The organism is Phaeodactylibacter xiamenensis (assembly GCF_000759025.1).
GTDB classification, from domain to species: Bacteria; Bacteroidota; Bacteroidia; order Chitinophagales; family Saprospiraceae; genus Phaeodactylibacter; species Phaeodactylibacter xiamenensis.
Genome location: NZ_JPOS01000035.1, coordinates 65,964 through 86,327 on the forward strand (window position 1 = coordinate 65,964; position 20,364 = coordinate 86,327).

General features: G+C 51.0%; 18 protein-coding genes. 16 read left to right on the forward strand and 2 right to left on the reverse strand.

The features are described 5' to 3' along the window. Positions 1–286: 286 nt before the first annotated feature. Entirely contained in the window at positions 287–5,986 is a 5,700-nt protein-coding gene (locus tag IX84_RS13855) for a gliding motility-associated C-terminal domain-containing protein (RefSeq protein ID WP_044221784.1), read from the reverse strand. A gap of 248 nt (positions 5,987–6,234) precedes the next feature. Between IX84_RS13855 and treS the strand changes: the two genes are divergently transcribed. The 3 genes from treS to IX84_RS31020 all read left to right on the forward strand — a co-directional run bounded on the left by treS (position 6,235) and on the right by IX84_RS31020 (position 10,497). Next, on the forward strand, positions 6,235–9,591 hold the full coding sequence (gene treS, locus IX84_RS13860; protein ID WP_044221787.1) for a maltose alpha-D-glucosyltransferase: 3,357 nt from the start codon (positions 6,235–6,237) through the stop codon (positions 9,589–9,591). A 2-nt stretch (positions 9,592–9,593) separates the two neighbouring features. Beyond that, positions 9,594–9,974: a DUF1801 domain-containing protein gene (locus IX84_RS13865; RefSeq protein WP_044221790.1), complete on the forward strand. Its 381-nt coding sequence runs from the start codon at positions 9,594–9,596 to the stop codon at positions 9,972–9,974. 70 nt (positions 9,975–10,044) lie between these two features. Continuing rightward, positions 10,045–10,497, forward strand: a complete 453-nt coding sequence (locus IX84_RS31020; RefSeq protein WP_052516009.1) for an energy transducer TonB — start codon at positions 10,045–10,047, stop codon at positions 10,495–10,497. Here IX84_RS31020 and IX84_RS13875 read toward each other — a convergent pair. Then, positions 10,494–11,246: an acyl-[acyl-carrier-protein] thioesterase gene (locus tag IX84_RS13875; protein ID WP_044221792.1), complete on the reverse strand. Its 753-nt coding sequence runs from the start codon at positions 11,244–11,246 to the stop codon at positions 10,494–10,496. The genes IX84_RS31020 and IX84_RS13875 overlap by 4 nt on opposite strands. A gap of 393 nt (positions 11,247–11,639) precedes the next feature. Between IX84_RS13875 and rpsL the strand changes: the two genes are divergently transcribed. From rpsL to rpmC, 13 genes are all read left to right on the forward strand, one after another. Next, positions 11,640–12,014, forward strand: a complete 375-nt coding sequence (gene rpsL, locus IX84_RS13880) for a 30S ribosomal protein S12 (protein ID WP_044146964.1) — start codon at positions 11,640–11,642, stop codon at positions 12,012–12,014. 40 nt (positions 12,015–12,054) lie between these two features. Further along, a complete protein-coding gene (gene rpsG, locus IX84_RS13885; RefSeq protein WP_044221795.1) occupies positions 12,055–12,522 on the forward strand; it encodes a 30S ribosomal protein S7 in 468 nt (155 codons plus the stop codon). A 50-nt stretch (positions 12,523–12,572) separates the two neighbouring features. Continuing rightward, entirely contained in the window at positions 12,573–14,711 is a 2,139-nt protein-coding gene (fusA, locus tag IX84_RS13890; RefSeq protein ID WP_044221798.1) for an elongation factor G, read from the forward strand. Positions 14,712–14,790: 79 nt separating this feature from the next. After that, positions 14,791–15,099: a 30S ribosomal protein S10 gene (rpsJ, locus tag IX84_RS13895; protein ID WP_044221801.1), complete on the forward strand. Its 309-nt coding sequence runs from the start codon at positions 14,791–14,793 to the stop codon at positions 15,097–15,099. Positions 15,100–15,289: 190 nt separating this feature from the next. Then, positions 15,290–15,913: a 50S ribosomal protein L3 gene (gene rplC / locus IX84_RS13900; protein ID WP_044221804.1), complete on the forward strand. Its 624-nt coding sequence runs from the start codon at positions 15,290–15,292 to the stop codon at positions 15,911–15,913. Between the two features lie 74 nt (positions 15,914–15,987). After that, positions 15,988–16,617, forward strand: coding sequence for a 50S ribosomal protein L4 (rplD, locus tag IX84_RS13905; RefSeq protein WP_044221808.1), 630 nt, complete (start codon positions 15,988–15,990; stop codon positions 16,615–16,617). Between the two features lie 48 nt (positions 16,618–16,665). Further along, positions 16,666–16,962, forward strand: coding sequence for a 50S ribosomal protein L23 (rplW, locus tag IX84_RS13910; RefSeq protein ID WP_044221811.1), 297 nt, complete (start codon positions 16,666–16,668; stop codon positions 16,960–16,962). 147 nt (positions 16,963–17,109) lie between these two features. Beyond that, positions 17,110–17,946, forward strand: a complete 837-nt coding sequence (gene rplB, locus IX84_RS13915; protein ID WP_044146970.1) for a 50S ribosomal protein L2 — start codon at positions 17,110–17,112, stop codon at positions 17,944–17,946. A 78-nt stretch (positions 17,947–18,024) separates the two neighbouring features. Next, positions 18,025–18,294 (forward strand): 30S ribosomal protein S19, encoded by a 270-nt coding sequence (gene rpsS, locus IX84_RS13920; RefSeq protein WP_044221816.1) that lies wholly within the window; start codon positions 18,025–18,027, stop codon positions 18,292–18,294. Between the two features lie 43 nt (positions 18,295–18,337). Continuing rightward, the gene (gene rplV, locus IX84_RS13925; protein ID WP_044221818.1) at positions 18,338–18,757 is read left to right on the forward strand and encodes a 50S ribosomal protein L22; all 420 of its coding nucleotides are present in this window, start codon (positions 18,338–18,340) and stop codon (positions 18,755–18,757) included. Positions 18,758–18,785: 28 nt separating this feature from the next. Beyond that, positions 18,786–19,535, forward strand: coding sequence for a 30S ribosomal protein S3 (gene rpsC / locus IX84_RS13930; protein ID WP_044221821.1), 750 nt, complete (start codon positions 18,786–18,788; stop codon positions 19,533–19,535). Positions 19,536–19,633: 98 nt separating this feature from the next. Beyond that, positions 19,634–20,053, forward strand: coding sequence for a 50S ribosomal protein L16 (gene rplP / locus IX84_RS13935; protein ID WP_044221824.1), 420 nt, complete (start codon positions 19,634–19,636; stop codon positions 20,051–20,053). Between the two features lie 35 nt (positions 20,054–20,088). Next, the gene (rpmC, locus tag IX84_RS13940) at positions 20,089–20,352 is read left to right on the forward strand and encodes a 50S ribosomal protein L29 (RefSeq protein ID WP_044221827.1); all 264 of its coding nucleotides are present in this window, start codon (positions 20,089–20,091) and stop codon (positions 20,350–20,352) included. The last annotated feature ends 12 nt before the right edge of the window (positions 20,353–20,364 follow it).

A 20,364-nucleotide genomic window follows, 5' to 3' on the forward strand; every position in this document is an offset into this window, starting at 1 on the left:
CGCTTTCTTTACCTGCTAAAGAAAAACGGAGTAGAGTTTGGTGATAGGAAGTTTGTTTTGGGTTGTACTAACGTTGGTTTAGCAGGCTATATTTGTCTGAGCGGTAAATTGCTGTTGATTTATACGGTTTAAACATAAAAAAGATGCAAAACCAGGACACAAAGGTAAAATACCAATTGGAAAGTGCACAATTATGAGCGCAAATAGGCACTTTAAAATTTCAGGAGGGCACCGTATCTACCCTCCTTATCCGCCTGTTAAGGGGCCATTGATGCCCTGAAGTCAATTATCGGATTAGTGTAATATCTCCTTTTTGCAGGATGATCCTCCCGGTTTGCAGGCGCACCTGTGCGTAATAAGTAAACACTCCCGGCCCCATTGGTTCTCCCCGGAACGTGCCATCCCAGCCCACTGCTACGTTATTCGCTGGAAATTCGGTTTGAGTAAAGACCTGATTGCCCCACCGGTCATAAATTTCCATGCGCTCTATACGGTCAATTTGGCCAGGTGCGCTGAGCAGGGTAAACCTGTCATTACGGCCGTCTCCGTTCGGACTGAAAACGTTTGGAGCATAAATGTCAACCATCCGTTCTACTATGATTTGGACATTTGCGCTCACAGAGCAATTCCCGCCGAGGCTCGCAGTAAGCAACAGCGTTGTACTTTCGCTGGCTTCGAGCACAGGGTTTAGGCAATTGCTGCAGCTGAGTTGCCCGGCAGGGCGCCATTCTATTGTCTCTGGCTCAAAATTGATCAATGGGCGGAGCGTGATGGTATCTCCTTCGTCTAAAATTAGTGGGCCGTCAATGCTTAATTCAGGGCTAATCCCCTCGGCAATGCTCACTGCCTGGGACACGGTACAGCCTAATGCATCTGTTAGTTCCAATGTGTAGTCGCCTGCCAATACATCAATTGTAACCGGAATGGCTGAAAAGACTTCCAGTATTTGTCCGGCAGCGTTGATTGTGTATGGCGCAAATCCGTTTTGCGGTGGCCCGATTTCAATAAGTCCGGTCAGGCCCTCACAAGCAGGGTTGGTTGTAGTGATTTCGGCTTCGGGTTCTGCAAACAATAGCGCAATATCAATGATTACTGAGTCACAGCCGTCAGCAATACTCTGAACCACCTCCTGTCCGACAGGACGGTCCTGGTCATACACCGTGCCATTAATGACAACGCTTTCACCCGCACACAATGTATCTGTAACCAGCTGGTAATCCGGGTCACTAAACAGTAGTACCTGAGTGGTCACAATGGAGTCGCACCCAAACTGATTGGTTAATATTTGGGTCACCGTACCTGTATCTGCCGGATTACAGGACTGGCTGAAGAATACGGTGGTGTTGCGAGGCAGGAGCGTGGTGGTCGTGATGACAGTGGAGTCGCACCCGAACTGATTGGCCAGTATTTGCGCGACCGTACCTGTATCCGCGGGATTGCAGCTTTCGCTAAAGAGCAATGTGGTATCGCTGGGCAGGAGCGTGGTGGTCGTGATGACAGTGGAGTCGCACCCGAACTGATTGGCCAGTATTTGCGCGACCGTACCTGTATCCGCGGGATTGCAGCTTTCGCTAAAGAGCAATGTGGTATCGCTGGGCAGGAGCATGGTGGTCGTGATGACGGTGGAATCGCACCCAAACTGATTGGCCAGTATTTGCGCGACCGTACCTGTATCCGCGGGATTGCAGCTTTCGCTAAAGAGCAGTGTGGTATCGCTGGGCAGGAGCGTGGTGGTCGTGATGACAGTGGAATCGCACCCAAACTGATTGGCCAGTATTTGCGCCACCGTCCCGGTATCAGCGGGGTTGCAGCTTTCACTGAAAAGGAGGGTTGTATCGCTGGGCAGTAGCGAAGTGGTAGTGATAACAGTAGAGTCGCATCCAAACTGATTGGTTAGGGTTTGCGCGACCGTACCTGTATCCGCGGGATTGCAGCTTTCGCTAAAGAGCAGTGTGGTGTCGCTGGGCAGGAGCGTGGTGGTTGTGATGACAAGGCTGTCGCACCCAGACTGGTTTTGGAGCAGATTCTCGACAGTGCCCGTATCTATCGGATTACAGCTTTCGCTAAAAATAACTGTGGTGTCAGAAGGCAGCAGGGAGGTCGTGGTAATGACGATAGAATCACACCCGGTCTGCCCGGTGAGGTTCTGGACCACAGTACCCGTGTCCAATGGATTGCACGACAGCAGGTCAATAAGCGTGGTATCGCTGTCCACAAGTAGGGTATTGATGACAACGACCGAATCACAGCCAAACTGATTAACCAAGGCCTGCGTAGTCAATCCGGTATCGGCGGGGTTACAGCTGCTTTCTACCAGGAAAATGGAATCGGAGGGCAATAGTGTAGTTGCAGTAATGACGATAGAATCACACCCGGTCTGCCCGGTGAGGTTCTGCACCACCGCGCCCGTATCCACCGGATTGCAGGACTGTAAATCAATGAGCGTAGTATCGCTGTCCACGAGCATGGTATTGGTGATGACAATTGAATCACAGCCAAACTGATTGACCAGGGCCTGTGTGGCTGTTCCTGTATCCGCTGGGTTGCAGCTGCTTTCCACCAGGAAAATGGAATCGGAGGGCAAAAGTGCAGTCGTGGTAATGACGATAGAATCACACCCGGTCTGCCCGGTGAGGTTCTGCACCACCGTCCCCGTGTCTACCGGATTGCAAGACTGCAAGTCAATGAGCGTCGTATCGCTGTCCACGAGCAGGGTATTGGTGATGACAATGGAGTCACACCCAAACTGGTTGACCAGGACCTGTGTGGCTATTCCGGTATCCGCTGGGTTACAGCTGCTTTCCACCAGGAAAATGGAATCGGAGGGCAGTAAGCTAGTTGCCGTTATCACAATAGAGTCGCAGCCTTCCTGCCCGGTGAGGTTTTGTATTACTGTGCCGGTGTCCAAAGGGTTGCAGGACTGTAAATCAAACAGTGTAGTATCTGCTTCACAAACCACGCTGCAGGGGTCGGGAGGTACAACCAACAGGTTGGTGCTACAGCCTGGGTTGAGCTGGTCGGTAATGGTCAGGCTGAAGCTCCCCTGGCTAATCAGGAAGGGACCCAGGTCCACATCCTGATTGTAACTGCCGGTCACTGGTCCAAGGGGCGTTTGTGCGGTCCATCCTGCTGCGCCAACCGGGTTGATGATTTGTATGGTCGCCTGAAAGAAGTCATCTTCCGGCACGCCTGTGGGTATGCAGGTTGTTTGCGTCACGAAGGCGTTGATCGCGCAGGCATCCGAGCAGGTGCCGGGGTCGCTCAGCTGTACGGTGGTGGTGCAGTTGCTATCGGAGGCATCAGTCAGGGTAAGGGTAAAAGGCCCGCTGCCTGCACTGCCCGGCAAGAGGGAGAAGCTGCTCAGGCTGCCAAAATTGCCGGTGGAGGGCTGCACAGCCTGACCGGACGCTGAAACGGTATAGCTCCCCGAAGTGCTGACCCCGTCCGCTAAGATGGCAAAAGTAACCAGGTCATCCGTGGGATCCCCCGGCGTACCGTTGTCCGCACACTGCACATTGGAAACAGCTGCGGAAGTGATCAGGCAGGCATCGCAGGGGTTGTCGAGGCTCACCGTTTGAGAACAGGTGGGATCATTACTGTCGGTAATGGTTAGGGTGAAGTTGCCCTGGGAGAGGTTATTCGGCAAAAATGAAAAGGGGCTAGCCTGCCCGTAATTACCGTTTGTTCCTGCGGTGAGGACTCCTCCGGGGATGTTGACTTGGTAGTTGGTCCCAGTCCCTGTGCCATTCACCAGCAGTTCAAAGTCAATAACGCCATTATCGCAAATTGGAGTGACGACGGTTGGTGTGTTTAGGTTGCAGGGTTCCACCGAGCAGGGGGCGGGGTTGTCTATGGTGAACTCCAAAAAGCAGTCAGGATGATCTATGTCGCTCAGGATCAGGGTAATGGTAGGCCCTGCATTCGCCGCACCCAGCAGCTGGAAGGCCGTTATCACTCCGAGGTTGCCGAACCCAGGCGTCACAGTGACATCAGGCGAAGAAAGATTGTACCCGATAGGACTCAGTGCCACCCCAATAGGGAAGAGCTCCAGCAGCACGAAATCGTCGCCAGGATTACCGGGGGTACCGGCGTCATTGCAGGTTACACTTATCACACCGGGGTCGGTGAAGGCGCAAGTCGTATTGGAACAAGTGCCTGGGTCGGGCAGTGTTACCACGATAGAGCAACTTGGGTCATTACTATCCGTAATTGTCAAAGTGATAGGGCCGTTGCCGGCAGTACCCGGGCTGGTCAGGAAAGTGGTGGTAATACCGAAAGGGGCTGTGTTTGGCGTGACCGTGCCGTTTGACGCCGTCACGGTATAACTGGCGCCGGTGTTTTGTCCGGAGGGGTTAAGGGCAAACTGTATTAAATCATCTGTGGGGTCGCTGGGCGTGCCGCTGTCGTTGCAGTCCTGACCGCCCAGGCCAGCAGAGGTAATAGTACAGTTGGGGCAGGGGTTGGGGACTACCGTTGTGGTTGTGCAGTTAGGGTCACTCGCACCCGTGACTGTCACGCTGAACTGGCTCACATTGGATGAGGTGGGGATAATCGTAAAAGCCGTAATCTGCCCGTAGTTGCCGTTATTGCTGCCGGAGATAGTGCCGCCGGTAACGCTGACCGTATAATTGGCTCCGGTGTTATTGCCATCCACCAGCAGCTCAAAGACCGGGTTGCCGTTGACACACTGATTTGTGACTACCGTGGATTGAGTGAGCTGACAGGGCGGAGGAGTGGAACAGGGAGCCGGTGGGACAATGGTCACGGATATAGTCGTACAACTGGGGTCATCATTATCCGTAACGACTACCGGGAAGCCACCTCCGGAAATAGGGTAGGGCCCCATAGTGGTCACCACATTATAGTCCCCGGTGGTCCCTAAAGGATCATTAGCGGTCCAACCGTTAGGGCTGGTCCCGTCACCAACGACTTGCAGAATGAAGGTGAAGGTGTCGTCACTTGGGTCGTTGGGGGTGCCATTATCACTACAGGTGACGTTGCCAATTTGGGCGTAGTTGATGTCACAGGGGGGCGCTGTCGAGCAGGGCGGGGGCAAATTGATAATCGTATTCGTGAAGCAATTGGGGTCGTCATTGTCTGTAACGATAACGCTAATACCAGCGGGTGGGCCAATACCAGTGAGCGTAAAAGTAGTCTCGCTCCCATAATTGCCTCCCGGAGGGCTTACCGTGCCGCCGCTGACAGAAACCGTATATCCGCTCCCAAGACCTGAACCTACCGGATTCAAAGGGAAAGTGTAAAAGTCGTCACTGGGGTCAGTGGGCGTGCCGTTGTCGTTGCAAGTGGTAAAACCAAGGCCCGGATTGGTTAAGTCGCAGGCAGAAAAACAGGGGTTGTCAAAAGTAAATGTCAAGCTACAATTGGGATCGTTCTGATCCGTAATGGTGATTTCAACAACACTTGGCGGTGCACCGGAAAACTGAAGCAAGAAAGAAGTGGTTTGTCCGTATTGGGCGAAACTTGAGGAGAGAAACCCCTGTGAAGTGGATACCGTGTAGGAAGTTCCATTGCCCGTTGCTGTTGGGTTAAGGGAAAAAAGTACAATACCGTTACCGTTGCAGGAAAAGTTCAAGCCGGGATCTGTAATGTTGCAACTGACTTGTGATGCACAGGGGTTTTGTAATGTAACTGTAAAAGAGCAATTGGGATCAGTGTTGTCCTCAACTATAATTTCAAACTGAGCCTGGTTGATATCATTAGGTTCGAGGTTGATAAAAACTCCATTTGGATAGCTATAGGGCCCTGGGGCAACAATAATGCCATCTGGTGACGAGACATTGAAAAAAGTACCTGGTCCTGAACCCTGCACATTAAGCTGAAAGCCTACCTGCCCAAACCCAAACGGGAAACATTGAATATTGGATAAGACGACATTTGAAATATTGCATTGTCCAATAAGCTTTACCGGGGAAAACATGGTGATCAGAAATAGTACAGGCAGCAGTAACAGTTGATTAGGACGCATTGGACTGTGGGTTTGTTGATTGCTCTGACAATGAGACAATACAATCCCAATTAGGTTTGTCGCAGTTTGGACAGAAACAGACCTTAAGCCCTCCTTGACGGAGACAATCCGGTGAATTCCTTTTTTGACCACTCCGGTACCCCTAGCGCAGGAATTTTCCAGGCACCGTTGGCAGTACTCATTTTTTTTTCCTTTCTTTAGTAAGCGTAAACGCAACTTTTAAAACGAGCCTGAACCAACCACTTGGTATGACCCAAAACAGCAACCGCTTCTGGTACAAAGACAGCATTATCTACGCCCTGCCCCTGCATGCCTTCTACGACAGTAGCGGTAACGGTATCGGCGACATCAATGGCCTGATTGAAAAGCTGGACTATCTTGAAGATCTGGGCGTCACTTGCATCTCTCTGCTACCCTTTTATGAATCTCCCCTGAAGGATGATGGCTATGATGTCTCCGACTTTAAAAGCGTACACTCCAACTACGGTAACCTTGATGACTTTGAACGCTTCCTCGAAGAAGCGCATAAACGCGGGCTTGAGGTCATTATCGATCTCATCATGAACCACACTTCCACCGAGCACGAGTGGTTTCAGCGGGCCCGGCAGGCACCTAAGGGTTCACCGGAGCGCGACTTCTACATATGGAGCGATACGCCGGAGTCTTACGCAGAAGCGGGTATCATCTTCAGCGATTATGAAACCTCTAACTGGGAATGGGATAACGTCGCTAAAGCCTATTACTGGCATCGTTTTTACAGTCATCAGGCTGATCTCAATTACGAGAATGAGCAGGTAAGGGAAGAAATGCGCAGCGTAATTGATTTTTGGTACAACCTGGGTGTGAATGGCGTTCGGCTGACTTCGATTATGTTCCTGTTTAGGGAAGAGGGGACCAACTGTGAAAACCTGCCTCAGGTCCACGAATACCTCCGCGAGCTGCGCAGCTATGTGGAACGCAAGCATCCGGGCAAAATCCTGATCGCAGAAACCAACCTTTGGCCGGAGGAGGCTGCTGAATACTACGGAGAGGGCGATGAGTGCCACATGAATTACCACTTTCCGCTTATGCCACGCCTCTACATGGCCCTGCAAACGGAAGACCGCTACCCGATTATCGACATCCTCGAGCAGACGCCTTCCATACCGGAAAACAGCCAATGGGCGCTTTTCCTGCGCAACCACGATGACCTCATGCTTTCTATGGTGACGGAGGAGGAGCGGGATTATTTATATAAGGTGTTCGCACAAGATCACGGGGCGAAGATCAATCAGGGTATCCGCCGCCGCCTTGCACCACTTTTGCTCAACGACCGCCGCAAAATAGAATTACTCAACAGCCTTTTGTTCAGCCTGCCTGGTACGCCGGTTATTTACTATGGTGATGAAATCGGCATGGGCGACAATATTTACCTGGGTGACCGTAATGGCGTCCGTACCCCCATGCAGTGGAATTCGGACCGCAATGCCGGCTTCTCTGCCGCCAACCCGCAGAAGCTTTTCCTGCCTGTCATCCGCGATCCGCTGTACCGGTACGAGGCCATCAATGTGGAAATTCAGAACCGCAATTCTTCATCCCTGCTCTGGTGGATGAAGAATATCATCAGTATGCGGAAGCGCCTGAAAGCATTCAGCCACGGTTCCATTGAGTTTTTGGATTCCATGAATGGCAAAGTCTTGTCCTTTATCCGGTCTTACGAAGGCGAAAGTATCCTTGTGGTGGCTAATTTGTCTAAGTTTTCCCAATCGGTTGAACTGGACCTCGAACGCTTTGAAGGCGTCCGGCCGGTGGAGATTTTCAGTCAGAATAAGTTCTTCGAAATAGGGGAGGAGCCCTACAAATTCACCATAGGCCCCTACGGCTATTTCTGGTTCCTGATGGAGCAATCGGAGGAGGCGGATGAATTGCCGAAAGAGCGTGCCGTCCCCGAGGTCGTCTCCGAAGTGGCATGGAGCGACTTTTTTGAAAACTACACCACCAAACGCCGCTTTGAGAAGAAAGTCCTGCCGGGGTATCTGCAGTCCTGCCGGTGGTTTGGCGGGAAGTCCAAAAAAATCGTTTCCCTGGAAGTCAGCCATTTCCCAAAAATTGAAGTGGAAGACACAGCGGCCTATTTCCTAAGTATTCGCGTGCGCTACACCGATGGGCTACCCGAAACCTACTTCCTGCCCCTGACCTTCCTGAGCAGTGCCGAGGAAATGGTGCATTTTCTGAAAAATGAACCCCAAAGCGTGGTGTCCTACTGTAAAACCCCAGAGCGTGAAGGGATCCTGATCGATGCCATTTACCACGAAGCCTTTCGGAATGAAATCTTCTGGCGCATCAAGACCAACTCGAATATCAACGTGAAGGTGGGGCAGCTGTCCTTCGAGTCCGGAAAAATCCTGGACGAACTGCACGTGGAACGGGAGGATGTCAGCTCAGAGGTACTCCGGGCAGAACAATCCAATACTTCCGTCATCTATAACAGTCAGTTTTTCTTCAAGATCTACCGGAAGCTCGATACGGACATTAACCCGGACCTCGAAGTGGTGCGCTACCTCTCAGAGCAGACCGCTTTTGAAAATTCGCCACGCTACGGTGGGGGCATACAGTTTCAGGATACAGTGGAGCAGACCTTTACTATTCTGGGCCTGCTGCAAAATAAAATCCCCAATCAGGGCGAGGCCTGGACTATGATGCTGGAAGCCCTTAATCGCTATTACGAGAAGGTACTGACTAAAGTGGAACGGGATAACCCTGCACCCCCATTGGTGAAAGCTGATCGCTTTTACTTTGAAGATACGCCCGAGCGCCTGCAACGCCTCATCGGCAGCGTGATTTACGAGCGGGCAGCCCTGCTGGGCAAACGTACTGCTGAGATGCACATTGCCCTGGCCTCCGAAACCACCGAGACGGACTTTGAGCCCGAGCGTTTTTCCCAGCACTATCAGCGGTCCATCTATTCTCAGCACCGCAAACTGGTGAATGAAAAGCTGACCGCCCTGGAGCGTCGCCTCCCCTCCCTGCCGGAGCATATTGCCACAGAGGCACACCGTATACTGGAGATCAAGGACGAAATTATGGATTGCTTTAGCCAAATTTACGCCCGCAAAATTGAGGCGACCAAGACCCGCGTGCACGGCGATTATCACCTCGGGCAGGTGCTCTTCAACGGTCGCGACTTTTTCATCATCGACTTTGAAGGAGAGCCCATGTACTCCATTAGCGAGCGCCGCCTCAAGCGTACGCCCTTTAAGGATGTGGCGGGCATGATCCGTTCGCTACACTACGCCGCCTACGGGCAGTTGGTGCTCAACCAAAACTACCGCAAAGCCGATATGCCTCAGCTGGAAGAGTGGGCCAATCAGTGGTTCCATTACGTCAGCCAGTACTTTTTGACCGCTTATCTGGATACGGCGCAGGGGCATAGTTTTGTGCCGGAAGACAAGGAGGCGATGGAGCTGCTGCTGCGGACTTACATTCTGGAAAAAGCCATTTACGAAGTCGGTTACGAGATGAATGCCCGGCCAGAATGGCTTCGGATACCGATCCGGGGTGTACTTTACGCCATGGAAGGCTACACCGGGCCTGATACCCCGGCAGTAGAGGAGAAACCAGCTTAAAGATGGATGCGGTTGAAGCCTACATTTTGGACCTGGAGGAGCCACAGCGCAGTATCCTGGAATACCTGCACCAGCTGCTCCTGTCACACCCGGAAGTGACTTGTCAGATCCGGTACAAGATACCCTTCTATAGCCGGAAAAAGTGGGTGTGCTATACCAATCCCCGGGAGGGCGGCATAGAGCTGGCCTTCATTCAGGGCGCTGAGCTGTCGAATGAGCAGGGGCTGCTGCAGGCCCGCGGGCGCAAAATGGTCACTGGCGTTGTCTTTCAGTCGGTGGGCGATATTCCCGAGGCTGCCCTGCTGGAGGTCATTCAGGAAGCCTTGCTGCTGGATGAGGTGGCGCCCTACAACGGGCCGAAGCGGAAAAAACGGAAAAGGTGAGGCAAAGTTATCAGGAAACCCGTACATTGTAGACGGATTAAATAATGTCATTCATCAAAGCGCTGTAATCATGTTCATCAAAGCCCTTTCTGTATTAGCCCTCATATTTACATGCAATGCCCTGTCCGCGCAGGCCCTGGAAACGGAGCGCACTGCTGAGCCCGTAACGAAGATCGTAGATGAAATGCCCCGCTTTTACAGCTACGAATGTGAAAGTATAATGAATGAGGATAAGCGTAAACAATGCACCGATAAGGCGATGCTGGAAACCGTCTATAAAAACATCACTTACCCGCCCAAAGCAAAAAAAGATGGTATAGAAGGGACGGTAGTCATCAGCTTTATGATTGATATGGATGGTATGACCTCTGATTTTAGGGTTACCAGGAGTTTAAGAGAAGACGTGGATCAGGAAGCACTTAGGGTGGTTAGAGATAAATTAGTGGAATGGGAGCCTGGTAAACAAAAAGGGATGCCCGTAAATACTCAGTTTAATATGCCGGTGCGCTTCCGGCTGAATTAATATTGCCACCGCGTGTAAGCATTCGCCAGCACCTTCCCATCCGCCGGGCGAAAGATGCGGTGGCAGTAGGCGCCCGGTTCAATTTCCTGTACTTCTGATTGGAGCGCATCCGCCAGTTGACCTTCAGCCCGGTATTCGATGTCCAGAAATGCCAATTGGCGTTCTGCCAGTACCGCAGCGGGCACAGGGTCCAGCATCCACTGTATATATAAGGTGTTATTGAGGTGTTGATTGAAGTCGAGGTCATGCCAGTGCACGGTATAATCTTCCTGATAGTCTGTAGCCTTCAGTTTTTCCAGTTGCCCGGAAATGCGGGGCAGGCACTGCTCCCGGGGTGGCATACGCTCGTTAAAAGCCAGTACAAAGTCAGGGGGATTAGCCATGCGCCGGGTTCGGGTATCCATGAGAAGCCAGGTCGAGGCAGATTGGGCAATGGGCTCGCCTTCCTGTGTTTCCACCCAAAAGTCGCGAAGGGCAAAAGCCCGGAGAAACCCTGCCGGATAGGTATGTATCCGGATGGGCTCATTCAGGTCAGGCAGGCGCTTTACCTCAATTTGCTGCCGGGTGAGCACCCAGGAAATATGATGAGGCTCCAGGTCCCAGTAGGACATGCCAATCTGAATCACATTCTGCAAGGCCGCCTCCTGCATAAGGCGGGAAAGCGCAGGTACTGTCATGCGCTGCTGTGCATCGATCTCATACGCCCGAACCCGATAATCCTGGGTGTAAAGCAGGTCGGTATCCACCATGTTTTTTTGCGCTAATATAGGAAGCATCAGTTGAAGTCAACGAGACGCGCCCCTAACTCCTTCGCATTCAGCAGCAAGCTGAAAGGGGCTTCGGTTTTTTTCGAAAATTTCAGGATAAAGGCAGGGGCATGCTTCCTTTCGGCCAGCGTCGGGCCGGGCGGCCAAAAATTCGGGAAAAGCGGCAGGAGAGGCAATAAAAATAGGATGGCGCGGCACCGCTCCCCACCATATGGAATGAAACGGAGCTAAAAGAACTATTATCAGGCAATTATTTTAAAACGCCCTTTTGGATTTCCCTGAAAAAGATATACCTTTGCAATCGCTTTTCGAGCAAGGTATGTTAACCTCTGCCGATTAGGTATTGTTAAATACAACTCAAACTTAATTAGGATTATGCCTACAATCAATCAACTTGTACGCAAGGGCAGAAAGAAAATTGTGGCCAAGAGCAAGTCTCGCGCTTTGGACGGATGTCCACAAAAGCGTGGGGTATGTACGCGTGTTTATACAACAACGCCTAAGAAGCCGAACTCGGCCTTGCGTAAGGTTGCTAAGGTCCGCCTGACAAACGGCATTGAAGTGATCTGCTATATCCCTGGTGAAGGGCACAACCTGCAGGAGCACTCCATTGTACTGGTGCGCGGCGGTCGTGTTAAAGACCTTCCCGGTGTACGTTATACTATCGTACGTGGCGCACTCGATACTGCGGGTGTTGAAGGTCGTCTTCAGGCACGCTCCCGTTATGGTGCGAAGCGTCCGAAGAAGTAATTATGTTTCAACATATTTGCGAAACCTCTAATTCAGAGTAATGAGAAAAAGAAAGCCAAAGTTAAGAATCATCCAGCCGGACCCGCGTTATAAGGATCCGATGGTGACCCAGTTCGTCAATAATATGATGCTGCAAGGCAAGAAAGGAACGGCCTTCCAGATTTTCTATGACGCAATGGACCTGATGAAGGAGCGTACTGATCAAGATGAGCACGCCCTTTGGAAGAAGGCGCTGAACAACGCAATGCCTCAGGTGGAGGTTCGCAGCCGCCGTATCGGTGGTGCAACTTTTCAAATCCCTACTGAGATTCCTGCCAAGCGTAAGATTGCGATTGGTATGAAGTGGTTGATTAAGTTCGCCCGTCAACGGAGCGGTAAGGGAATGGCAGAAAAGCTGGCTGCTGAGCTGATCGCAGCAAGCAAGGGAGAAGGAGCTGCTGTTAAGCGTAAAGAAGATACGCACCGGATGGCAGAGTCTAACCGTGCATTTGCCCACTTCCGCGTATAATCCTTCTTAATACTTTTCAATAATTCAAAAATCCCTTTCGAGGAGTAGTCATGGCACAAAAAGATCTTAAGTACACTAGAAATATTGGTATTGCCGCGCACATCGATGCCGGTAAGACGACTACTACCGAGCGTGTCCTTTTCTACACCGGGCTTAGCCACAAAATTGGCGAGGTGCACGATGGTGCAGCTACCATGGACTGGATGGAGCAGGAGCAGGAGCGTGGTATTACCATCACTTCGGCTGCAACGAAAACGTCCTGGAAATGGAAAGAGCAGGATTATGTCGTAAACATCATTGATACCCCGGGTCACGTTGACTTTACCGTTGAGGTAGAGCGCTCCCTTCGTGTATTGGATGGTGTTGTCGCTCTGTTCTGTGCCGTATCTGGTGTGGAGCCTCAGTCTGAAACTGTATGGCGTCAGGCTAACCGCTATAAAGTACCACGTATTGGTTTCGTCAATAAAATGGACCGTTCTGGTGCAGATTTCTTCAACGTTGTTAATGACGTGAAGGAGAAGCTGGGTGCCAATGCAGTACCTCTGCAGGTGCCAATCGGTGCTGAAGAAACCTTCGAAGGGGTTGTTGACCTGATCACCAACGAAGCGCGTATCTGGAATGAGGACGACATGGGCATGACCTATCAGGTAGTTCCTATTCCGGAAGAATTGAAGGACACAGTGAGTGAATATCGTAGTAACCTGCTCGAAGCTGTAGCAGAATATGACGAGGAGCTCCTGGAAAAGTTCTTCGAGGATGAAAGCAGCATTTCTGCAGATGAAATTCGCGCAGCTATCCGTGCAGCAGTGATCGATATGAGCATCATCCCTATGATGTGCGGTTCTGCCTTTAAGAACAAAGGCGTGCAGGCCGTTTTGGATGCCGTTTGTGCGTTCATGCCATCTCCGGTTGATGTGGAAGCCATCACAGGTACTAACCCGGACACAGAAGCAGAAGAGTCCCGCAAGCCGGACGTTAATGAGCCATTCTCAGCTCTGGCGTTCAAGATCGCAACGGACCCATTCGTAGGCCGACTGGCTTTCTTCCGTGCTTACTCCGGTCGCCTCGATGCTGGCTCGTATGTACTGAATACCCGCTCTGGTAAGAAAGAACGGATTTCCCGTCTTTACCAGATGCACTCTAATAAGCAAAACCCGATCGACTACGTTGAAGCAGGGGACATCGCGGCCGCAGTAGGTTTCAAAGACCTGCGTACCGGTGATACCATCTGTGATGAAAACGCACCAATCGTTCTGGAAAGTATGACTTTCCCTGAGCCGGTGATCGGTCTGGCAATTGAGCCTAAGTCTCAGAAAGATCTGGACAAGCTGGGTATGGCACTGGCAAAACTGTCAGAAGAAGACCCGACCTTCCGCGTCAACTACAACGAGGAAACGAACCAAACGGTTATCAGCGGTATGGGTGAGCTTCACCTGGAAATTATCGTGGACCGCCTGCGTCGTGAATTCAAAGTAGAAGTAAGTCAGGGTGCCCCACAGGTAAACTACAAAGAAGCACTAACTTCAACAGTAGATCACCGCGAGCGCCTCAAGAAGCAGTCCGGTGGTTCCGGTCTCTTCGCAGATATGCAGTTCGAAATTGGCCCAGCCGACCAGGAATTCCTGGACAGCGAAGCATTCAAGGATGGCAAGGAAAAGCTGCAATTCGTTTGGGACATCGTTGGTGGCTCGATCGACAAGAACTATCAGAAGCCTATTAAGGATGGTTTCCTGCAGATGATGGACAACGGCATTCTGGCCGGCTACAACATCGACAGCATGAAAGTCCGTGTGTACGATGGTTCTATGCACGCAGTGGACTCTAAGCCAATCGCTTTCGAACTTTGTGCGAAGGAGGGCTTCCGCGAAGCAGCGCCTAAGACCAATCCGGTAATCCTTGAGCCAATCATGAAGCTCGAGATTGTAACGCCGGAAGAGTTTGTAGGTTCCGTAATCGGTGACCTCAACCGCCGCCGCGGCCTGCCAAAAGGACAAGAGCCACGTGCAGGTGGAGCAGTAAGCATTAAGGCTGATGCCCCACTGTCAGAAATGTTTGGATATGTAACTTCTCTTCGTACGATCACTTCAGGTCGTGCCAACTCTACGATGGAGTTCTCACACTATGCTGAGGCACCATCAGGAATCGCGAAGGAAATTATCGCCAGCGCGAAAGGAGAAGTTAACGCATAAATTTGTAAGCAGAGTTAAAACAAGGTGCAGCCCAACGGGGCTGCACTAATATCATCACTTATTTAGCTGAATTGAAGGCATGAATCAGAAGATCAGAATCAAACTCCGCTCCTACGATCACAACCTGGTAGATAAATCTACAGAAAAGATCGTAAAGACGGTGAGGAACAGTGGCGCCGTAGTTACTGGACCGATTCCGCTGCCCACGAAGAAGAAAATCTTTACCGTGCTCCGTTCGCCGCACGTCAACAAGAAAGCTCGTGAGCAGTTCCAATTGCGTACCCACAAACGCCTCATCGAAATTTACACGCCCACCCAGAAGACAGTAGATGCCCTGTCCAAGCTGGAGCTGCCGAGTGGGGTTGACATTCAGGTTAAACTAACGTAAGAAAGTATCATCGACCCGTCTTCACAGGCGATTATTGATACTTACTGAAAAGGCTGCTGGCAGTGTAATGTTCGGTTTTAGGACATTCCTGCCCCGGTTTTAGGTTAGCGGATCGGTTAGACAGCTTCTGCTGTTAGCCTTTCTGTCTGTATTTAGCCTGTTATTGACGAGTTTTAAAAACCATGTACTGATGAACGGTATTATCGGTAAAAAAATAGGAATGACCAGCATCTTCGACGGGCTGGGCCGCAATATTGCTTGCACTGTCATTGAAGCGGGCCCCTGCGTTATTACGCAGGTGAAGACCACTGAGACTGACGGTTACAACGCTGTGCAGCTCGGTTTTGGCGAAGCAAAGGTCAAGAACACATCTCAAGCACTTCAAGGGCACTACGAAAAAGCCAAGACTGGTCCTAAGCGGGACCTCGTAGAATTTCGCGATTTTGATGTCGTTGAGAAGGCCATTGGTGACCTGCTGAAAGTTGAGGAAGTCTTCAAGGAAGGCGATCTGGTCAGCGCAGTAGGAACCTCTAAAGGCAAAGGATTCCAGGGTGTCGTTAAGCGTCACGGATTCGCTGGTGTAAATGATGCGACCCACGGTCAGCACAACCGTCAGCGGGCACCGGGTTCTATTGGCGCTGCTTCTTATCCTGCCAAGGTTTTCAAAGGAATGCGTATGGCTGGCCGTACCGGCGGTGATCGCATTAAGGTGAAAAACCTGCGGGTAGTGAAGCTGTTCCCTGAACAGAACCTTATCCTCGTGAAGGGCGCCGTGCCTGGTCACAAGGGATCAACGGTAATCATTGAAAAGTAATTCATTCGTGCGTCGTAACGCCAGCCTGTAGCCATTAGGTAACAGCGCCGGAGCGTGCTTAAACACACAAAGCAATGAAACTCGAAGTTTTAAATATCCAAGGTCAGCAGACCGGTCGCGAGATTGAGCTTCCGGAAGACGTTTTCGGTGTAGAACCGAACGAGCATGTCGTATATCTGGCCGTAAAGCAATACCTGGCTGCTCAACGCCAGGGTACGCACAAAGCGAAGGAGCGTAACGAAATCGCTGGTTCTACCAAAAAACTGAAGCGTCAGAAGGGTACAGGTACCGCACGTTTTGGTGATATCAAGAACCCGGTCTTTCGTGGTGGTGGCCGTATTTTCGGCCCACGTCCCCGCAAGTACAACATTACCTTGAACAAGAAGGTAAAGCTGTTGGCCCGTAAGTCAGCGCTTTCTTCCAAGGCTAGTGCCGGTAAGATTTTTGTTATCGAAGACTTCTCTTTTGAGGCTCCGAAGACCAAGGCATTTGCGGACATCCTCACAGCGCTGAAGGTGGCTGATCAAAAGCCGGTTGTGGTGACTTCTGACTACGAGAAGGAGGTTTACCTTTCCAGCCGCAACCTGCCTAAGACTAAGGTAGTGCGTGCCAGCGACCTCAACACTTACGAAGTGATGAACGCTGGTGCCCTCATCTTGTCTGAAGGTGCAGTGGAGAAGATCAAAGAAGCATTTGCTAACTAAGAGAAAGCGCTATCCGCAAGGATACCCTTTCCATAACTATAAGTAACCATGGCAAAGACTATTCTGGTAAAGCCACTGATTACAGAAAAGTCGGAGATGCTCTCTGAGGATCGCGGCAAGTACACTTTCATCGTCAATAAAGATTGCAACAAGATTGAAATCAAAAAAGCGGTGGAGGACATGTACCAGGTAACAGTGGAAAGTGTCAATACAATGATTATGCCAGCGAAAGCGAAGAGCCGCTCTACGCGTTCCGGCATTCTTTCGGGCCATAAGCCTGCATACAAAAAAGCAGTCGTTACCCTTTCTGAGGGCGAGGAGATTGATTTCTTCGGCGACATTTAATTTTATCATAGTCCAGGGGCAAAGCCTTGGGCGGTATCAGCTGCTACCAAACGTGCGATAGGACGGTTCATCTGTTCATCCGTGGAATTGCTCGGGCAGCCCAGGTTATCGTCAGGCATGTATCTCTGGAGCTGAAAAACAGAAATAATGGGTATTAAGAAACACAAGCCGGCCAGTCCTGGTACCCGCTTCCTGATGACGAATACGTTTGCGGAAGTGACGACGGATAAGCCAGAAAAAAGCTTGCTTGCTCCGATGAAGAGCAAGGGCGGTCGTAACAATCAGGGCCGTATGACTTCCCGCTACCGTGGTGGTGGGCATAAACGCCGTTACCGTATCATCGACTTTAAGCGCGACAAGGACGGTATGAAGGCAACTGTAAAGACAATCGAGTACGATCCAAACCGCAGTGCTTATATTGCGTTGCTGGAGTATACCGATGGTGAGAAGCGTTATATTATAGCGCCTAACGGGTTGCAGGTCGGTTCCGAAGTCGTTTCCGGCGAATCTGCTGCACCGGTTACGGGCAACACGCTTTATCTCAAGGATATTCCTTTGGGTTCAACCATTCATGCGATCGAACTCCGCCCAAGCCATGGTGCTGCTATGGCAAGGTCTGCGGGTACTTACTGTACACTGATGGGTCGTGAGGGTAAGTATGCTGTTGTTAAGCTTCCTTCCGGTGAAGTCCGCCGTGTGTTGTCTTCCTGTAAAGCAACAATCGGTACCACTTCCAACCCTGACCACAACCTTACGATTGATGGTAAGGCAGGTCGGAGCCGCTGGAAAGGGCGCCGCCCACGTACACGTGGTGTCGCGATGAACCCTGTCGATCACCCAATGGGTGGTGGTGAAGGCCGTGCTTCAGGTGGTCACCCACGTTCCCGTAACGGTCAGCCTGCAAAAGGCAAGAAGACGCGGAAGCCTAAGAAGCACTCCAACAAGCTCATTATCACTAAACGTAAATCAGGCAAGCGCCGCTAAACAGGCATGGATCAGGCGGTGCAGAAATTGCGCCGCCTGATCTTCGCCTGAAGCGTCTGCTCATAAATAAATCAGACAATGGCAAGATCGATCAAAAAAGGGCCTTACATTTTCCATAAACTGATGGATAAAGTAGAGAAGTCCAAAGAGTCAAAGAAGAAAAAGGTTATTAAGACCTGGTCCCGTTCTTCTATGATCTACCCTGATATGGTAGGGGAGACGATCGCAGTACATAACGGTAAGACTTTCGTGCCCGTGTTTGTTACTGAGAACATGGTAGGTCACAAATTGGGTGAATTCTCACCTACACGGACCTTCAAAGGCCACACAGGAAACCGTAAGAAGTAAACCTTAAAGTTGCCCGTTTGCAGGCAGCGCAAAATTAAGAATAATGGAAGCAGTAGCTAAACTCAAAAGTGTTCCGATGTCAGCTCGCAAAATGCGGCTGGTCGTGGACCTGATTCGCGGTAAAAACGTGGAGGATGCACTGGATATCCTTCGCTTTACCAAGAAGGAGGCCGCTGTATGGCTTGATAAACTCGTACTTTCCGCGATTGCCAACTGGGAGGACAAACTGGGCGGCATGGAAAATGCGGATGATTACGATCTTTACATTAAAACCATTTATGCCGACGATGGCACGATGCTGAAGCGATTCCAGCCAGCACCTCATGGTCGTGCACACCGTATCCGCAAGCGTACCTGCCACGTTACTATGGTGGTGGAGAATGCGACAGCACTGAAGAATGGTGCCGAAACCGGTGATGCCGTTGAGGTAGAGGAAGTGGAAGACGCAGCAGTAGAAGAATAAGCTTTAATAAAATTGTAATACCATAGATATGGGTCAGAAGACAAATCCAATTGGTAATCGCCTGGGCATCATCCGCGGTTGGGAATCCAACTGGTTTGGCGGTCGTGACTACGCTGAAAAAGTTGTAGAGGACGAAAAAATCCGTACGTACCTTCAAGCTCGTGTTGCCAAAGGCGGAATTGCCCGAATCATTATCGAACGTACGCTGAAGCGTATCACGGTTACCATCCATACCTCTCGCCCGGGTATCATTATTGGTAAAGGTGGCTCTGAGGTGGACCGCATCCGCGAAGAGCTCAAGAAGCTGACGGGTAAGGATGTTCAGATCAACATCATCGAGATTCGCAAGCCTGAGCTGGATGCTGCTATCGTTGCAGAATCAATTGCTAAGCAGCTCGAAGCGCGTATCAACTACCGCCGTGCCACCAAAATGGCTATTCAGTCAAGTATGCGTGCGGGAGCTGAAGGCATCAAGGTTCGTATCGCTGGTCGCTTGAACGGTTCTGATATGGCTCGCCGTGAAGAATTCAAGGAGGGGCGTACACCGCTGCACACTTTTCGTGCAAACATCGACTACTCTTTGAAGGAAGCGCTGACCGTCTATGGTAAGATTGGCGTGAAAGTATGGATTTGCAAGGGCGAGATCCTTGGTAAGCCGGATCTTTCTCCTCATGCTGGCGTTCAGGAGCGTGGTGGTAAAACCACTGGTGGCAACGATCGCCGTGGTGGTGGCAACCGCCGTGGTGGTGGAGGTGGAAGAAATCAGCGCCGCCGTTAGAATAATTCAGAAAAACGCTGTACCTTTGCCGAGCTTTTCGGGAGCGCGGTCAGGTATGACCATTTTTAAGAGGTTTAGACGCTTAAATTTAGTGTAAGATGTTACAGCCAAAAAGAACGAAATATCGCAAGCAGCAGAAAGGTCGCAATAACGGGCTCTCTTATAAGGGTAGCCGCATCGATTTTGGCTCCTTCGGTCTGAAGACGATGGATGCCTCCCGCATCACCAACCGTCAGATTGAGGCTGCACGTATCGCGATGACTCGTTATATGAAGCGTGAAGGTAAAGTCTGGATCCGTATTTTCCCGGATAAGCCAATCACTGCAAAGCCGCAGGAAGTACGTATGGGTAAGGGTAAAGGTGCTCTTGACCATTGGGTAGCCGAGGTAAAGCCTGGCCGAGTGTTGTTTGAACTGGACGGTGTCTCAATGGACATTGCCCAGGAAGCGCTTCGCCTAGCAGCTCAGAAACTGCCTGTTCGTACCAAGTTTGTGGTTCGCCACGACTACGCGGGATAATCCATTTTAAAAGGACTATTTAATTCGATTATATCATGGCAACAAAGAAATTCCTGGAGCTCCAGGATTATTCGGACGCAGACCTGCAAAGCGAACTGGACACTACTGTTGCTCAGTACCAGAAGCTAAAGTTTGACCACGCTATCCGCGGTCTGGACAATCCGCTCGTACTGCGCGAGGTGCGCCGGGACATCTCTCGGCTCAAGACGGAGGTTCGCCGCCGCGAGCTGGCTTCAGCGGCTCCTGAGGCAATTGCCGAGCGTTCAAAAATCCGTGCCAGAAGACGGCGCAAGAAATAACTGATTTAGCAA

What these genes read in the sequence shown, in the direction of transcription:
- treS (WP_044221787.1), top strand. Translation starts at nt 6,235, where the DNA reads ATGACCCAAAACAGCAACCGCTTCTGGTACAAAGACAGCATTATCTAC.
- rplV (WP_044221818.1), top strand. Translation starts at nt 18,338, where the DNA reads ATGGAAGCAGTAGCTAAACTCAAAAGTGTTCCGATGTCAGCTCGCAAA.
- rplC (WP_044221804.1), top strand. Translation starts at nt 15,290, where the DNA reads ATGAACGGTATTATCGGTAAAAAAATAGGAATGACCAGCATCTTCGAC.
- rpsG (WP_044221795.1), top strand. Translation starts at nt 12,055, where the DNA reads ATGAGAAAAAGAAAGCCAAAGTTAAGAATCATCCAGCCGGACCCGCGT.
- rpsC (WP_044221821.1), top strand. Translation starts at nt 18,786, where the DNA reads ATGGGTCAGAAGACAAATCCAATTGGTAATCGCCTGGGCATCATCCGC.
- IX84_RS13855 (WP_044221784.1), bottom strand. Translation starts at nt 5,986, where the DNA reads ATGCGTCCTAATCAACTGTTACTGCTGCCTGTACTATTTCTGATCACC.
- fusA (WP_044221798.1), top strand. Translation starts at nt 12,573, where the DNA reads ATGGCACAAAAAGATCTTAAGTACACTAGAAATATTGGTATTGCCGCG.
- rpsL (WP_044146964.1), top strand. Translation starts at nt 11,640, where the DNA reads ATGCCTACAATCAATCAACTTGTACGCAAGGGCAGAAAGAAAATTGTG.
- rplP (WP_044221824.1), top strand. Translation starts at nt 19,634, where the DNA reads ATGTTACAGCCAAAAAGAACGAAATATCGCAAGCAGCAGAAAGGTCGC.
- rplW (WP_044221811.1), top strand. Translation starts at nt 16,666, where the DNA reads ATGGCAAAGACTATTCTGGTAAAGCCACTGATTACAGAAAAGTCGGAG.
- rpmC (WP_044221827.1), top strand. Translation starts at nt 20,089, where the DNA reads ATGGCAACAAAGAAATTCCTGGAGCTCCAGGATTATTCGGACGCAGAC.
- rplB (WP_044146970.1), top strand. Translation starts at nt 17,110, where the DNA reads ATGGGTATTAAGAAACACAAGCCGGCCAGTCCTGGTACCCGCTTCCTG.
- IX84_RS13875 (WP_044221792.1), bottom strand. Translation starts at nt 11,246, where the DNA reads ATGGTGGATACCGACCTGCTTTACACCCAGGATTATCGGGTTCGGGCG.
- IX84_RS13865 (WP_044221790.1), top strand. Translation starts at nt 9,594, where the DNA reads ATGGATGCGGTTGAAGCCTACATTTTGGACCTGGAGGAGCCACAGCGC.
- rpsS (WP_044221816.1), top strand. Translation starts at nt 18,025, where the DNA reads ATGGCAAGATCGATCAAAAAAGGGCCTTACATTTTCCATAAACTGATG.
- rplD (WP_044221808.1), top strand. Translation starts at nt 15,988, where the DNA reads ATGAAACTCGAAGTTTTAAATATCCAAGGTCAGCAGACCGGTCGCGAG.
- rpsJ (WP_044221801.1), top strand. Translation starts at nt 14,791, where the DNA reads ATGAATCAGAAGATCAGAATCAAACTCCGCTCCTACGATCACAACCTG.
- IX84_RS31020 (WP_052516009.1), top strand. Translation starts at nt 10,045, where the DNA reads ATGTTCATCAAAGCCCTTTCTGTATTAGCCCTCATATTTACATGCAAT.